This window comes from Leclercia adecarboxylata, from assembly GCF_035787115.1.
GTDB lineage: Bacteria > Pseudomonadota > Gammaproteobacteria > Enterobacterales > Enterobacteriaceae > Enterobacter > Enterobacter adecarboxylatus_E.
This window is the reverse complement of the sequence record NZ_JALKTL010000001.1, coordinates 538,697-552,698: the sequence shown is the minus strand read 5'-3', so window position 1 is coordinate 552,698 and position 14,002 is coordinate 538,697. Positions and strand designations below refer to the sequence as shown.

15 protein-coding genes are annotated in these 14,002 nt (G+C 57.2%); 8 read left to right on the top strand and 7 right to left on the bottom strand.

Annotated features, from left to right (window positions below; translation table 11 throughout):
• Positions 1 to 18: 18 nt before the first annotated feature.
• On the bottom strand, positions 19 to 774 hold the full coding sequence (locus MXM41_RS02615; protein WP_325929729.1) for an SDR family NAD(P)-dependent oxidoreductase: 756 nt from the start codon (positions 772 to 774) through the stop codon (positions 19 to 21).
• A gap of 158 nt (positions 775 to 932) precedes the next feature.
• Between MXM41_RS02615 and MXM41_RS02610 the strand changes: the two genes are divergently transcribed.
• On the top strand, positions 933 to 1,811 hold the full coding sequence (locus MXM41_RS02610) for an AraC family transcriptional regulator (RefSeq protein WP_325929728.1): 879 nt from the start codon (positions 933 to 935) through the stop codon (positions 1,809 to 1,811).
• A gap of 24 nt (positions 1,812 to 1,835) precedes the next feature.
• Here the strand turns inward: MXM41_RS02610 and MXM41_RS02605 are convergent, their stop codons facing one another.
• Positions 1,836 to 2,765, bottom strand: coding sequence for an aromatic alcohol reductase (locus tag MXM41_RS02605; protein ID WP_325929727.1), 930 nt, complete (start codon positions 2,763 to 2,765; stop codon positions 1,836 to 1,838).
• 140 nt (positions 2,766 to 2,905) lie between these two features.
• Here MXM41_RS02605 and MXM41_RS02600 point away from each other — a divergent pair, with 140 nt between their 5' ends.
• Both MXM41_RS02600 and MXM41_RS02595 read left to right on the top strand, forming a co-directional pair.
• A complete protein-coding gene (locus MXM41_RS02600) occupies positions 2,906 to 3,808 on the top strand; it encodes a LysR family transcriptional regulator (RefSeq protein WP_325929726.1) in 903 nt (300 codons plus the stop codon).
• Between the two features lie 157 nt (positions 3,809 to 3,965).
• The gene (locus tag MXM41_RS02595) at positions 3,966 to 4,442 is read left to right on the top strand and encodes an SRPBCC family protein (RefSeq protein WP_325929725.1); all 477 of its coding nucleotides are present in this window, start codon (positions 3,966 to 3,968) and stop codon (positions 4,440 to 4,442) included.
• Here the strand turns inward: MXM41_RS02595 and MXM41_RS02590 are convergent.
• The gene (locus MXM41_RS02590; RefSeq protein WP_325929724.1) at positions 4,410 to 5,372 is read right to left on the bottom strand and encodes a LysR family transcriptional regulator; all 963 of its coding nucleotides are present in this window, start codon (positions 5,370 to 5,372) and stop codon (positions 4,410 to 4,412) included. The genes MXM41_RS02595 and MXM41_RS02590 overlap by 33 nt on opposite strands.
• 105 nt (positions 5,373 to 5,477) lie before the next feature.
• On the opposite strand from MXM41_RS02590, the gene MXM41_RS02585 reads away from it, so the two are divergent.
• Positions 5,478 to 6,503: an NAD(P)-dependent alcohol dehydrogenase gene (locus MXM41_RS02585; RefSeq protein ID WP_325929723.1), complete on the top strand. Its 1,026-nt coding sequence runs from the start codon at positions 5,478 to 5,480 to the stop codon at positions 6,501 to 6,503.
• An 85-nt stretch (positions 6,504 to 6,588) separates the two neighbouring features.
• On the opposite strand, the gene MXM41_RS02580 is transcribed toward MXM41_RS02585, so the two are convergent.
• Complete coding sequence (locus tag MXM41_RS02580; RefSeq protein WP_325929722.1) at positions 6,589 to 7,908, bottom strand: 6-phospho-beta-glucosidase; 1,320 nt, start codon at positions 7,906 to 7,908, stop codon at positions 6,589 to 6,591.
• Between the two features lie 131 nt (positions 7,909 to 8,039).
• On the opposite strand from MXM41_RS02580, the gene MXM41_RS02575 reads away from it, so the two are divergent.
• A complete protein-coding gene (locus MXM41_RS02575; protein WP_325929720.1) occupies positions 8,040 to 8,942 on the top strand; it encodes a LysR substrate-binding domain-containing protein in 903 nt (300 codons plus the stop codon).
• Positions 8,943 to 9,021: 79 nt separating this feature from the next.
• Here MXM41_RS02575 and MXM41_RS02570 read toward each other — a convergent pair whose 3' ends face one another.
• On the bottom strand, positions 9,022 to 9,276 hold the full coding sequence (locus MXM41_RS02570) for a hypothetical protein (protein WP_325929719.1): 255 nt from the start codon (positions 9,274 to 9,276) through the stop codon (positions 9,022 to 9,024).
• 190 nt (positions 9,277 to 9,466) lie between these two features.
• On the opposite strand from MXM41_RS02570, the gene MXM41_RS02565 reads away from it, so the two are divergent.
• From MXM41_RS02565 to dsbG, 3 genes are read left to right on the top strand one after another with little or no spacing between them, the layout of a single operon-like run.
• Entirely contained in the window at positions 9,467 to 10,720 is a 1,254-nt protein-coding gene (locus MXM41_RS02565) for a protein-disulfide reductase DsbD domain-containing protein (RefSeq protein WP_325929718.1), read from the top strand.
• Positions 10,717 to 11,490, top strand: a complete 774-nt coding sequence (locus tag MXM41_RS02560) for a thioredoxin family protein (protein ID WP_325929717.1) — start codon at positions 10,717 to 10,719, stop codon at positions 11,488 to 11,490. The genes MXM41_RS02565 and MXM41_RS02560 overlap by 4 nt, the downstream gene beginning before the upstream one ends.
• On the top strand, positions 11,490 to 12,245 hold the full coding sequence (dsbG, locus tag MXM41_RS02555; RefSeq protein ID WP_325929716.1) for a thiol:disulfide interchange protein DsbG: 756 nt from the start codon (positions 11,490 to 11,492) through the stop codon (positions 12,243 to 12,245). Before MXM41_RS02560 ends, dsbG begins: the two co-directional genes overlap by 1 nt.
• 76 nt (positions 12,246 to 12,321) lie before the next feature.
• Here dsbG and MXM41_RS02550 read toward each other — a convergent pair whose 3' ends face one another.
• Both MXM41_RS02550 and MXM41_RS02545 read right to left on the bottom strand, forming a co-directional pair.
• Positions 12,322 to 12,870 carry a cysteine hydrolase family protein gene (locus MXM41_RS02550; RefSeq protein ID WP_325929715.1) on the bottom strand — a complete coding sequence of 183 codons (549 nt, stop codon included), beginning with the start codon at positions 12,868 to 12,870 and terminating at the stop codon, positions 12,322 to 12,324.
• A 105-nt stretch (positions 12,871 to 12,975) separates the two neighbouring features.
• Positions 12,976 to 13,950, bottom strand: coding sequence for a GlxA family transcriptional regulator (locus tag MXM41_RS02545; RefSeq protein ID WP_325929713.1), 975 nt, complete (start codon positions 13,948 to 13,950; stop codon positions 12,976 to 12,978).
• Positions 13,951 to 14,002 lie beyond the last annotated feature (52 nt).

Genomic DNA, 14,002 nt, shown 5'->3' with positions numbered 1-14,002 from the left:
GTTTGTTCTGTGTTGGGATCAGATGGTCTGCCCGCCTGATACCTCAATACGCTGGGCGGTCACCCACCGGTTGTCGTCACGCAGCAGGCTGGCGACCATCGGGCCGATATCATCGGGAATGCCAACCCGCCCGAGCGCGGTCATGGCGGCGAACTGTGCGTTAACATCGGCGTTGTCGCGGACCAGGCCGCCGCCGAAATCGGTCTCAATGGCGCCAGGCGCGACGGTATTAACGGTAATACCGCGCCCGCCCAGCTCGCGGGCCATATAAACGCTCAGCATCTCAACCGCCGCTTTTGCGGCGGCGTAGGCCGAGAATCCCGGGTAGGAAACCCGGGTCAAACCGGATGAAAAGTTAACGATCCGCCCGCCGTCAGCCAGCACGGGCAAAAGCGCCTGCACCAGGAAAAACACCCCTTTAACGTGAACGGCAAACAGCCCGTCGAACTGCGCTTCTGTGGTGTCGGCAAGGGTGGCAAACTCACCGTGTCCGGCGTTGTTAATCAGGTGATCAAAGGTGTCGCGCGCCCAGACTTCAGCGAGCTGAGCGCGTAATCTTTCGGCAAATCCCGGGAAGCTCGCCGTCCGGGCCATATCAAGCTGGAGGGCAACAGCCTTGCGTCCCAGGGTGCGGATCTCCGTGACAACCGCTTCAGCCTGAACGGTGTTTCCTCTGTAAGCGACAATGACATCGCCCCCCTGTTGGGCAATGGCGAGTGCGGTACGGCGGCCGAGGCCACGGTTGGCGCCGGTAACGAGTGTGATTTTATTCATGATAAATCCTTTCTGTCAGGTGGTGTCGTTACAATAAGAGAGGCCCACCCGCCCGCATTGCCCAATCCTTGTGAAGTTTTGCCCGTTTCTCTTTCAGACGTTCGTTTTGTCGTCCTTTATCGCATACTATCGCCTTAAAACTTGCCTGAAAGGTTCCTATGCATACCGCACTGTTTGAGCTTTGTCGCCGTTACGCTGATATTCACGCCGACCGTAGTGGGGTGGCGGTTACGCCGGTGCCGGGGTTAACGCTTATCCGGGCTTTGCATCCTGGCGATTTGCAGGCGGCCATCAACAGGCCACTGGTTGCGATGCTGTTGCAGGGGCGCAAATGCGTCACTACCGGTACGGAACGTTTTGAATATGGCCCGGGCGAGGCAATGGTAATTGCTGCGGATGTGCCGACGACCAGCCAGATTACTGAGGCCAGCCTTCGTCATCCCTACTATTCCCTGGTGCTCGAGCTGGATACTGCTATTCTGCGTGAGCTTCAGGAGCTGGCGCCCGCAGGGCAGGGTGACGGGCCTTATGTCGGCATTGAACCGATAAATGCCGGAGTGACGGAGGCGGCTTACCGGCTGGCAAGACTGTTTGACGACCCGCCCGCGCTGGCGGCCCTGGGGGAGGGGTTACGCAGAGAGCTGCATTACTGGCTGCTGCGTAGCGTACATGGGGCGGCTATCCGCGCCCTTGGCGCGGTGGAGAGCTATTCCGGACGCATCAGCCGCGCGGTCGCGGTTTTACGAAAAGAGTTTACGCGTACCATAAGCGTTGAAGAACTGGCCGACGTGGCAGGGATGAGCGTTTCCGTGTTCCATCAGCATTTTCGGGCTATCACCACCACGTCGCCTTTACAGTTTCAGAAACAGCTGCGCCTGATCCACGCCCGCCGTCTGATGCTGACAGAAGGAACCGCCATCGCCCAGGCGGCCTACAGGGTAGGATATGCCAGCGTTTCGCAGTTCACCCGGGAATATGCCCGGATGTATGGCGTACCGCCAGGGCGTGACAGACGGCTGGCAAACGTAAAGGTTTGATACCAGGTTTAGCCAGAAAGATCGCTACAGCGTGGATTTAAGCCAGGATTCAATATCCTGCGTGGGCCGGTTATGCTGCGCATTCCAGGTGTCGCTTATCGGCCACCACATCCCGTCTCCCCGGGCAAAGGCAACGCGATAGCGAAGCATCGGGTCATCCGGATGTAAACGCAGTTCATCCTGCAGGGCGGGCAAGGTCAGTACGCTTTTCGCAAAGGTCTGTTTCGTCACGCGTTCAACCGTCTCCGCCAGCTCTCCATACGAGGTTGTTTCCCCGGCGACAAATACCACCTCGTTAACGACAGGCGGCTGCTGCAAATAAATCTCCGTAGTCAGTCGGCCAATGTCCGCCGGTGACGTGACCGTCACCCGGGTTTCCCATCCCCCGAGGGCATGGATAGTTTTTTGCGCTAAATTCACCACATCAAAGGCCGGTTCGAAGAGAAAACTGGTAAACATACCGGTTGAAACAATCACCCACTGCGTCGCGCTCTGTGCCCGCAGCAGGGTTCTGACGTCATACTGCTCGTCCCAGACGGGCTGGCCGCTCCCTTTGCCGACCACATCGTAATCCACGCCAAACTGCCAGGGGAAATAGCGCCTCACGCCCGCCGCCAGCACCGCGCGGGTAATTTTTATCTGCGTACCTGCACCCGCGACAAAGCCCATGCAGTTGATCACCGTATCAAAGGCGGAAAAGTGGGCCTGCAACGACGCCACGGTACTGTCTGCCACGTCGACGGCCATAAATGTCGCCCCCGAATCAGCCACCTGTTGATGGCTATCGGACAGCAGGTTGCCCTGTTGATCCCAGGAGCCGGGAGAGACAATAACGCAGACGCTGCCGTTTCGCTGCGTCACCGCCGGGACCAGTGAGTCCAGCACGGCGGCCCCCAGTTGTCCCGCCCCCAGCACTAATACCTTTTCGCCTGTCTTAACATCATGCGCTGTCATTTTTACTCCTTACCTCAGTAAGCAGCCTGTTTGCTGCGATAAAGACAAGCTTATGGCAGGGTGGTTTATTCGATAAGACGCTTGGCGCGGGTTAGACTGTTCGTGAAAATGAGATAATCAGTTTTTTTGGAGAGGGGTAAATGGATAAGCTTGAGGCAATGCAGGTCTATGTCTGCGTGGTGGATACCCATAGCTTCGCCAGGGCCGCCGAAGCGCTCGGACTGCCGCGTTCCACGGTGTCCCGGGTAATTAAGGAGCTGGAGGCCTGGCTTGGGATCCAGCTTCTGCAGCGCACAACCCGCAAAATCAGCGTGACCACCGATGGCCGACTTTACTACGACGCGTGTAAACGCGTGCTGGCTGATGTTGCATCAATAGAGTCCTCCTTTCCGGGGCGGGCGGCGCAGCCCAAAGGGCGCTTTAAAGTGGGGATGCCGCAGTCGCTTGCCCGGCACTGCATCCTCCCCCGGCTCCCGGAATTTCTGCAGCAGTATCCTGAGCTGGCGCTGATCCTGTGTTCCAGCGATAACGTGGAGGATATTATCGAGGAGGGGTATGACTGCGTGATCCGTACCGGCAGGATCGAGGATTCAACGACGCTGGTGGCACGGCCTCTGGCGAACTTCAGGTGGGTGGTTCTGGCTTCGCCAGACTATATTGCGACCCATGGCAAGCCGGAGACAATGGAGGATCTGGAAAGGCATTCCGCCGTGGGCTACCTGAACCACCGCACCGGGCGTACCACCGACTGGTTTTTTACGCATGAAGAGGGCGATTGCGCGATCCGTATGAAAGAGACGCTGGTTGTCGATGATACCGACGCCTATATTCAGGCAGGCATACAGGGGCTCGGGTTGATTCGTGTCGCCAGCTATCTGGTTGCGCCTTATCTGCAAAACGGCGCACTCATCGCCTGCATGGATAATCTCTCTTTTGATTTACCGCTTTCGCTGGTTTATCCGCAAAACAGATATTTACCGCCTTCGGTGCGCGCTTTTTATGGCTGGAGTCGCGCGGTGCTGCATCAACCCGCTGACGGATGATTAAACGCGCCGCATCACTGTTTGCAATAGCTATACGGAACGGATTGTTGCGAATGAGGGGGGTCATACCTGTCTTGCCATTCAACGGTTATCCGACATACTGATCGGCATGCCCGATCATCGCAAGGCAGGAGACAATCAATGGAAGGCGTGCTCTATGGCTGACTATACCTTTTCCACCCTCTGGCGGGTTGAGGCGTCTCTCCATGAGGTGTGGGAGATCCTCTCCCATCCCGATGTATGGCCCGAATGGTGGGGTAGTCTGGAGCAGGTTATTGAGTTAAAGAAAGGGGATGCCCGGGGGATTGGCGCCCTGCATCGTTATACCTGGAAAGGCGCGCTTCCGTACCGGTTAACCTTTGACATTCATGTCCTCACTATTCAGCCTCTGTGCTTGCTGGAAGGGGAAGCCAGCGGTGAGGTGGAGGGGCGCGGTCTGTGGTCTTTTTCTGAGCACGGGGGCAATACGCTCGTCAGGTATGACTGGGATATTCGCACTAATACCCGCTGGATGAACCTGCTTGCGCCGCTGGCAGGCCCTGTTTTTCGCTGGAATCATCACCGGGTGATGCGCGATGGCGCACAAGGGTTAGCCCGTAAATTAGGCCGGCGGGTAGAGATGTCGGTCGGGTAAGGGGCCGTCAGTCGTCCGGGAGGTAGCGGTGGCCATCATCGCCGGTAACTCGCTAACCAGTTTATCCACGGCCAGCCTGACTTTTAAAGACAGGTGAGGCGTGCGCGGCCATATGGCATAGACAGGCCAGCTTCCTGAAGAGCGATCTTTTAGTATCTCTTTCAGGCTGCCGCTGACGAGCGGTTCCCGCACAAGCCAGTAAGGCAGCCAGGCGATGCCGCCTCCGGCGATCGCGATATCTTTTACCGCCTGCATATCATCCATCACCAGTCTGGCGGGCGGGGTGATTTCCGTCAATTCATCGCTTTCGTTTTTAACCAGCCACTTCAGGATCCGCCCTGAGCGAATGTAGGCGACGGCCGCATGCTGCTTCAGATCAGCGGCTGAAACAGGTTCGCCAGCCTCCCGCAGATAATCCGCAGAGGCGCAGAACACCATGGTGTGAGAGGCCAGCTTTCGTGCTACCAGGCTACTGCTGTCGGCCAGCGCGCCGATCCTGACGGCCAGATCAAATCCCTCTTCCGGCAAATCGACCTGACGATCGCTGAATGACATTTCCAGTTCCAGCCCTGGATGCTCTTTAGCCAGCGCGGACAGTAAGGGGGTAATACAGAGGTGTCCGAGCAGAACCGGAACAGACACCCGCAGTTTTCCGCTTGCCCGAAGCTTGCCGCCCTCCAGAATATCCTCGGCCAGTTTTATTTCATCCAGCGCCCGACGGCAGGACTCATAGTAAAGCAAACCTTCATCCGTCAGGCTCTGGCTGCGGGTCGTGCGGTTGAAAAGCGTGACACCAAGCCTGTTTTCAAGCCGGGATATCGTTTTCGCCACTGCCGAGCGCGTGACATGCAGCTTTTCCGCAGCCTGTGAAAAACTCACTGATTCAGCTGCGGCGACAAAAACGGCGATACCGTGCATTTCGTTGTTCACATTGTTGCCCTGGAGGAATCAATTGAGGGAAATACTATCTCCACCGTCACGAAAAGGGCAATGCTAGAATCCTGAACTTCCGTTATTTACCTTTCAGGAATCTCTATGAACCGCACAATGAAACGCTGGACGCTAAACGAAACCGGACGTCAGAATCTGAAGCTTGCGGAAGCAGAAATTCCTCAGCCTGGCCCGAATGAAGTTCTGGTCCGGGTCAATGCCGTCTCCCTCAACTTCCGTGACAAGGTCATTATTGAAGGCGGCATGGGAAAGGGTATGCCAATGCCCTTTACGCCAGGATCGGATATGGCTGGCGTGGTTGAGGCTGTCGGACCGGGCACAACTCGCTTCAGCCTGGGCGACCGCGTGATCTCATCGTTTAATGCAGACTGGATTGACGGAAAGCTCAATAACAATGCCAAAAACCCGCACTACGATACGCTGGGTTACGCATTTCAGGGCGTACTGGCTGAATACGTGGTCCTGAATGAAGAGTGGCTGGTTAAAGCCCCACGGACGCTCACCGATGCTGAAGCCAGCACCCTGGTCTGTGCGGGTTTGACGGCCTGGTTTGCCCTGATCGAACGCGGTGGTCTTCGTGCCGGCGAAACCGTACTGGTTCAGGGGACCGGCGGTGTGGCACTGTTTGCTCTTCAGATTGCCAAAGCTGTGGGCGCCGAAGTTTTTATTACCTCATCCAGCGATGAAAAGCTGGCAGCGGCGGCGGCGCTCGGTGCCGACCATGGGATAAACCGCACTAAAGAAGACTGGGTTGACGCGATTTATCGTCTGACGAACGAGCAGGGGATCGATCATGTTGTGGATACGGTAGGCGGTCGTAACTTTGCGGATTCGGTCCGCGCTGTGGCTTCACATGGCCGAATTTCTTTGATTGGTATGATGGATACGCACGATACCTCTGCGCCTGGCGTCTTGTTATTGCTTAAATCGCCGACAATTCAGGGTATTGGCGTAGGCCATCGTCGTGCGCTTGAAGATTTGGTTCGGGCCGTGGACTGGGTCAAGCTGAAACCGGTTATCGATACCTCGTTCCGCTTTGAGGCACTGCCGCAAGCCCTGGAACAGCTCGACCGGGGCGCATTCGGCAAAATCGTTATTAACCTGAGCTGATACATCCGACGTTAAAAATAATCAGGCAGAGGTGTCATGAAAATACCTCTGCCGTTTTGCACTATACCGTTTTATCTCTGTCGCATTATGGCTGTTTATGGAAAGCAGGCATCAGCGCTTTGTTATGCTCAATCACCTCTGCCAGCGCCTTTTCAAGCACGCTACCGCTGTTAATCAGTGGATTGATGACCAGCGCGCGCCACGCCGTATGGCGATCGCCGGTGATTGCCGCTTCGATCGTCAGCTCCTCAAAGCTTTTCATCAGCTGAATCAGGCGTAGCGTATCATCCGGGAAAGGCTCAACGTTTAGTGGAACAGGACCGGAGCGGGTGATCATGGAACTGACCTCAACGGCACAGTTATCCGGCAGACCGGCGATGGTGCCGTTGTTGCGCGTGTTAACGTGCATAATGATGCGTTTATCGTTGTAGATTGCGCTCATTAGCTCACAGGCTGCATCCGAGTAGTACTGGCCGCCGCGGCCTTCCAGCGCCTTCGGTTTTTCAGCCAGGTCGGGGTTTCGGTAGATGTCGAAAAGCGATTTTTCCAGCGCTTTCACCACTTCGCCACGGGTTCCTTCTCCCTGGGCCTCGCCCAGCTCCTGGCGATACATGTCATCACTCATGTAGTAGTAGCGCAGGTAAGGGCAGGGGATCATCCCCATCTTTTCCAGTAATCCCGCCGGCCATTTAAAGGGAGGAATATTGCGTGGGATCAGCGGATCGTGGCCTGTTGCAACAGCCTGGATAACATCGGTCAGTTTATCGCGGCCTTCATGCCAGATATGGCGCGCGAAAATAAAGTGATTGAGCCCGGCGACCTGGAGGATAAAGTCGTTAACGTCGCTGACCTCCAGCAGACTCGCGATCCCTTTTTGCATAATCACCGGCACATTGCACAGCCCAACGGTGCGCACTTTACTGTGCTTAAGAATCGCTTCAGTGACCATTCCAGAGGGATTGGTAAAGTTAAGCAGCCAGGCGTCGGGGCAGAGCTGCTCCATTTCCGCCGCGATGTCCAGGGCGACAGGAATGGTCCGGCAGGCGTTGGCGAAGCCGCCAAGCCCGTTGGTTTCCTGACCAATCATGTTGTATTTCAGGGAAATACGCTCATCGCTGATACGCGCATCCAGACAGCCTGCGCGGAACTGGGAGCAGACAAAATCTGCATCTTTCAGGGCATCCTGGCGGTTCAGCGTTTCAAAAACCGGAATATCCAGGCCATTTTTTTCCAGCATCCTGCGGGTCAGCCCGGCGATAATGGCCATCTTTTCCCGACCCTCTTCGATGTCCACCAGCCACAGCTCGCGCACCGGAAATTCATGCTGACGCTTAATGATGCCTTCCATCAATTCCGGCGTGTAACTTGAACCGGCGCCGATAACAACGATTTTTAGACCTTTCATCGTGGTGCTCCTTTTTGATTTATCTGTTACCTCCGATTAAAAGACAGCAAGCGCCGCTGGACAAACGATCGTTTCAGGGGTATGCATTAGCCCAGTTAATGCATGATGACGAACAGAAGGATATTGCACCTGTGTCTGCCCAGGAAAACATGCTGGCGCTATTGCATACGTTTGAGGTCGCGGCGCTGCACCTCAGCTTTACGCGGGCCGCGCATACGCTCAACCTGACTCAGGGTGCCGTAAGTCAGCGAATACGCCACCTCGAAACGCTGCTGGGGTTCCGGCTGTTTATCCGCCTGACCCGAAAGCTGCAGCTTACAGATGAAGGGGCGCGACTGCTGAGCGTGCTCTCGCTGTCGCTAAAGCGTATTAATGACGAAATCGAAGATATCCGCGTTCAGGGGTTGCGCGGTACGCTCTCCGTTGGGCTTCCCCCTACGTTTGCCTTCCTGTGGCTGGTGCCGCGGTTGGCCGAATTCCGGGCGCGCTGGCCCGGCCTGAATATCAATTTTCGGGTCCGGGCCGGGCTGGTGGATTTCAATCTTGAGCGGGTGGATGCCGCGATTTACTACAGCAATCTCAGGTATCCGGATCTCTATTGTGAGCGTCTGGCCGACGAGGCACTGGTGCCTGTCTGCTCACCGGCGTTAAACAGTAAAATTCAGGCCAGCGATGACTGGCTGGCGGATATTCCCTTCCTCCATGCTTCCGAGTCGGTGGATTCGCAGGACGTCTTTTCCGAGTGGCGCGAATGGTGCCAGGCGACCCACCGGCCTCTGCCGGTGGAGGAGAATTTCATGGGCTTCAATAACTGTCAGATGGCGATTGAGGCGGCAGTTGGCGGGTGCGGGATCGCGATGGGCAGAAAGCGGCTGATTAAAAAGTACGTTGCGGCGGGGGAACTGGTGATGCCTTTTGACCAGGCGATCCCCGCCGGGCGTGGATACGATCTCATTATGCCCCGGGAAAATCTGAACCGGCCGGGTATTGTGGCGTTCAGTCAGTGGGTAAAAGGGATCCTGAAAGAGGGGTGAGTGCCGCCCTGGTCGGCCTGCGCCGGTTGGCATTACTTTACAAATTGTCCCTTGCCCGAAGTCCCGGCGCTCACTATTCTCATTGCCCATGACTATCCTGATCGGTCCGACTCATCACAAAAACAGGCAACTGAGAGCCGTCGCGCTGCTTTTCGTTGCCTGCGTTGTCATGCTGATCTGTCTGACCCAGCGGGCCAGTATCCTGCACCATATGCAGGTCAAAGCCGCCACGCTCTCCCTGACGGCTGAACACAGTCCGCAGGCGCTGGCGTCGCCCGCGCTGTCCCCCTGTGAGCTCAGCGCCCATTCGCTGCTCGCCGCACAGCCCCTCCATTTTGATAACCTTCTGCTGTTACCTTGTCTGCTGGTTCTCGTTTTAGCGGTGCTGATAAAAATCAGCGTTCTGCCGAGGCCGGTTATCCTGTTTCGACCTCCCTTACTTCGAATACATCTTAAGAACTGCGTTTTCCGTGAATGACTGACCGGGCTGTACCTGTTTAGTCAATTTTTCACGGAGAAAATGTATGAAAACGCTTTTCAGGAGCCTGTGGCTCCTGTTATTCAGCCTGTCTGCCGCTTATGCGGCGGTGCCGGGCTGGCCGATGCAGCCTGACAATACCCATGCTCAGGTTCATGTCTGGCACGATGCGCCAGCAGACGGAAAAGTGCGTCTGCTGCTGGACGTCACCCCTGATGAAGGGTGGAAAACCTACTGGCGAACCCCCGGGGACGGTGGCTTCAAACCCGTAATCGAGTGGGCGTCGCAGGCCAGTACGCAGTGGCACTGGCCCCGACCCGTGCGGTTTAATTCCGCCGGGTTCAGCTCGGTCGGCTATGACCGACGGGTCGTGTTTCCGCTGGAAATCACCACCGATGAAGTGCAGCGTTTGCGCGGGAAGCTGACGCTTTCGCTGTGCAGCAATCTCTGCGTGGTCAGCACCTTCCCGCTGGATATCAATCTGGCAGCCGGTCCGTCAGCGCGCTTTGCCGACGCCTGGGATGAGGCGATGCGCGCGGTTCCTGCGACAAGCGGCGCGATGGCGGTCAAATCCGTCGCCACGGACAGCGACACCCTGACGGTGAAACTGACCTCGCCGCAGGGCTGGTCCCGGCCCGAGCTCTTCACCGATAACCCGACGGGGGCGAGTCTTGCCCCGCGCCAGACAGCCGTTCAGGGCGATACCCTGACCGCCCGGTTTAGCGTCAGCGACAGCCAGGGGCAACCGCTGGCGGCCGATCGTTTACAGCAGATCGCGCTGCTGGTCAGCGACGGCGCAAAGAGCCAGCAGCTTACCCTTGATATCAGCCCCGGCTCCTCGACAACGCTCTGGCAGATTCTGGCCGTGGCGCTGGCGGGTGGCCTGATCCTCAACCTGATGCCCTGCGTGCTGCCGGTCCTTGGGATCAAGCTCGCTTCGCTGATGACGCTGGCCGAAAGCAGCCGACGCCAGACGCGGCTGCGTTTTCTGGCAACGGCGGCCGGGATAACGTTCTCGTTTCTGGTGCTGGCGGCGGTCGTTACCGGTCTGCGGCTGTCCGGCGCCTGGATTGGCTGGGGCTTTCAGTTCCAGAGCCCCTGGTTCATTGGCGCGATGGTGCTGGTAACGTGGATCTTTTGTTTCAGCCTGGCGGGGCTGATTGAGATTCGCCTGCCTTCCACGCTCAACACCCGGCTGGCTACCGCTGGTGGAAACGGCATGGCGGGAGCTTCCTCGAAGGCGCGTTTGCGACCCTGCTTGCCACGCCCTGCACGGCGCCGTTCCTCGGCACGGCCGTGACGTTCGCGTTAGCAGCGCCTGTCCATCAGCTGTGGCTCGTCTTCTTTATGCTGGGTGTCGGAATGAGCCTTCCCTGGCTGGCTATCAGCATCGCCCCGGGCGTGGCGCGCTGGCTGCCGAAGCCCGGCCCCTGGATGGGCAAACTGCGGCTGGTGCTGGTACTCCTGATGCTTGGCTCCTGCATCTGGCTGATGTCTTTGCTGGTAAAGGAGTGGGGCGCACGCTATGTGCTGATCGGCGGCGGCCTGATGGTGGCGCTTTTCCTTTACCGCTGCGCAAAGGCCATGCCGAACCACAGGGAAAATTTGCGCAGCCTGGCGTTTGGCGTGCTGTTCGGCGCCGGGCTGTATGCTTTTCTGGCGCCGCAACCCCAGGGAAAGGCCGACTCTCCTCTCAACTGGCAGCCGCTGAGTGAAGCCGCGCTCAGCGAGGCGCTGGCTGCCAGAAAGCGCGTGCTGGTGGATATTACCGCGGACTGGTGTCTGAACTGCCGGGTCAATGAGGTACTGGTGCTTCATCGCCCTGAGGTGGTTGCGGCGTTAAACCGCGACGACGTGGTACTGCTGCAGGGCAACTGGAGCCAACCCTCTGCTGAAATCGAGCAATTTCTGAGGCGCTACGGCGCCAGCGGCATCCCGTTTAACGCCATTTTTGGCCCATCATTTGCGCAGGGGCATGTTCTGCCCTCCCTGTTGAGCAAAGACGCATTACTGACCGCACTGGCAAAGGCCAGCGCGACCACGCCATCTGAAGTTACTGAGGAAAAATAATGAAGAAGATCCTGTCCCTGTTGATTCTGACGTTCAGCGCCGCAACCCAGGCGCAGACCGCTGATTTACCCGAACCTGTTAAGCAAATGGAGAAGCAGGGCATTGAAATTATCAAGCCGTTCAGCGCTCCCGGCGGGGTGCAAGGGTGGCTCGGAAAGTATCAGGACATGGGCGTCACGCTTTATCTCACGCCGGATAAAAAACACGTTGTTTCAGGCTATATGTATGATGCCCAGGGCAATAACCTCAGCGAGAAGATCATCAACGATGAGATCTATATTCCCGCCGGACGCGAAATGTGGAAACAGCTCACCGCCGCACCGGGGATTGCAGAAGGCAGCGCGGACGCAGCCTGTCAGGTGGTGGTGTTTGCCGATCCCTTCTGCCCCTACTGCAATAAGTTCTGGCATCAGGCTCAGCCTTTTATCAAAGATAAAAGCATCAGCACCAAAACCCTGCTGGTGGGCGTGATCCGCCCGGACAGCGGGCAGTATGCGGCGGCCATCCTCTCCGCGAAAGACCCGGCTAAAGTGTGGTATGACCTGGAGAACAGTGACGGCAAAACCAAACCGGCGCTGAAAGGCGACACGCCGCCTGCGGTGTTTAAGCAGATTGAACAGAACCAGCAGCTTATGGCACAGCTGGGTGCCAGCGGCACGCCTGCCATCTATTATCTGAATAAGGCCCGGGCCCTGCAGCAGATCGTCGGCTTGCCGGATGCTCAGCAGATGGCCGATCTGGTGGCCTGTAAATAACCGTCTCCTGCTTTAACCCTCTCCGCGTCCTGCAAAAGGTCGCGGAGAGGCGTCGAAGGGGTTACGCCGCCTGGTATTATGCAGACAAATAGTCTGCCGTTGACTGAACGTTGCCATAGCCAAACGCAAATGCGGCCATCATGGCAGCATGAACCTGAGCCGCCGGTACGGTGACCCCGCCAAAGGCCAGATCGAGAGTGGCGCAGGCATCATGCAGGACGGTGACCGGGTAACCCATGTCTGCCGCCGCCCGAACACAGGCATCCACACACATATGGCTCATCGCCCCCACGATAATGACTTCTTCAACACCCTTCGCATCCAGCTGCGCTTTTAAGTCCGTTTCGCGGAAAGCGTTAATGAAATTCTTCACAATTACCGCTTCATCCGCCGCTGGCCTGACGCCAGGCTGGATCTCCACACCCTCCGTTCCTGGAACAAAAACCGGCGCTTCGCCATGGGCGAACTCATGGCGAATATGGAAGACGGGGATCCCTTTTGCACGAGCATCAGCAATAGCAAGTGCTGCGTTATGCGCTGCCGCCTCGATGCCGGTCAGGGGTAATTTACCGGTTGGCAGATATTCGTTTTGCAAATCGATGACGATTAAACCGCGTTGTTTCATTATCTCATTCCTGTTGGCTGGCACATTGAAGCGCAAGTCTGACAGCGAATGGGAAGACGCTGAAGTGGCGTAAACGACATTATAAGTGGCAATATCGCCACTTTATTACCTCTTTTCCTGACCGGTACTGAAGCGGCGTCGGTATTCCCCGGGAGTGAGGCCGACGATGCGGGTAAAAATTTTACGCAGGGCTCCCGGATCGCTGTAGCCCGCCTCCCAGGCGATGCGGTCAAAGGAATCGCTGCTGAACTGCAAAAGCTCCTGCGCCCGGCCTACCCGTAGATGCTGGCAATATTCCGTGCTGGTCATACCGGTGGCTTTCTGAAAGCGGCGCAAAAATGTGCGTTCTTCTAATCCGGCCTGAGCCGCCAGGCTCGATAGACTGACCTCTTTTGCCTGCGTTGCCTGGAGCCAGTGCTGCACCTTCAGCACTGCCGCGTCGCCATGGGTCAGACGCGGCGAGAAGACGCTGTAATAGCGTTGCTCGCGGCCGGGAGGATCGACAAGCAGCATGCGCGCGGTATCGATCATCACCGTCGGGCCCAGCAGCCGATGCACTAATCGCAGGCCGAGGTCCGTCCAGGACATAAGTCCTCCTGCGGTGATGATATCTCCGTCGTCAATAATCAGCTGATTCACATCGACATTGATGTCGGGGAAACGCTGGCTCAGTAAATCAGCATAGGCCCAGTGCGTGGTCATTTTTCGCCCCTTCATTAATCCCGTTGAGGCAAGGACAAACGCGCCAGCGCACACGGAACTCAGGATGACCCCCCGATCGCGCAACCCGCCAAGCCATTGCGTTAACGCCGGCGTCGCGTCAACGATGGCAGGCTCGTGCAAGGTCGGCGGGACGATCATTGCGCAGAGTAACGTCGCCCCGGCTTCGGGCTGCGTATCAAAAACGCGCACAGGCGCATCGTTCTGGCCAGTTTGCTGCCAGTGGGTGACTCTCAACAGGTTTGCTTTATTTTCCTGATACCGTTGAGAAAACCTGTTGGCCACACAAAAGAGATCGTTCAGTCCCAGCACGGCCGCCTGTTGAACACCAGGGTAAAGAAACAGACCAATTTCCAGCATATCCACCTTCGGGTAATGTCGTTTTTGCCTCGTGGCGTGTCGTTTTCGACGC

Coding starts and splice junctions, on each gene's coding strand:
- MXM41_RS02615 (WP_325929729.1), bottom strand. CDS start 774: ATGAATAAAATCACACTCGTTACCGGCGCCAACCGTGGCCTCGGCCGC.
- MXM41_RS02610 (WP_325929728.1), top strand. CDS start 933: ATGCATACCGCACTGTTTGAGCTTTGTCGCCGTTACGCTGATATTCAC.
- MXM41_RS02605 (WP_325929727.1), bottom strand. CDS start 2,765: ATGACAGCGCATGATGTTAAGACAGGCGAAAAGGTATTAGTGCTGGGG.
- MXM41_RS02600 (WP_325929726.1), top strand. CDS start 2,906: ATGGATAAGCTTGAGGCAATGCAGGTCTATGTCTGCGTGGTGGATACC.
- MXM41_RS02595 (WP_325929725.1), top strand. CDS start 3,966: ATGGCTGACTATACCTTTTCCACCCTCTGGCGGGTTGAGGCGTCTCTC.
- MXM41_RS02585 (WP_325929723.1), top strand. CDS start 5,478: ATGAACCGCACAATGAAACGCTGGACGCTAAACGAAACCGGACGTCAG.
- MXM41_RS02580 (WP_325929722.1), bottom strand. CDS start 7,908: ATGAAAGGTCTAAAAATCGTTGTTATCGGCGCCGGTTCAAGTTACACG.
- MXM41_RS02570 (WP_325929719.1), bottom strand. CDS start 9,276: ATGGAGGGGCTGTGCGGCGAGCAGCGAATGGGCGCTGAGCTCACAGGG.
- MXM41_RS02565 (WP_325929718.1), top strand. CDS start 9,467: ATGAAAACGCTTTTCAGGAGCCTGTGGCTCCTGTTATTCAGCCTGTCT.
- dsbG (WP_325929716.1), top strand. CDS start 11,490: ATGAAGAAGATCCTGTCCCTGTTGATTCTGACGTTCAGCGCCGCAACC.
- MXM41_RS02550 (WP_325929715.1), bottom strand. CDS start 12,870: ATGAAACAACGCGGTTTAATCGTCATCGATTTGCAAAACGAATATCTG.
- MXM41_RS02545 (WP_325929713.1), bottom strand. CDS start 13,950: ATGCTGGAAATTGGTCTGTTTCTTTACCCTGGTGTTCAACAGGCGGCC.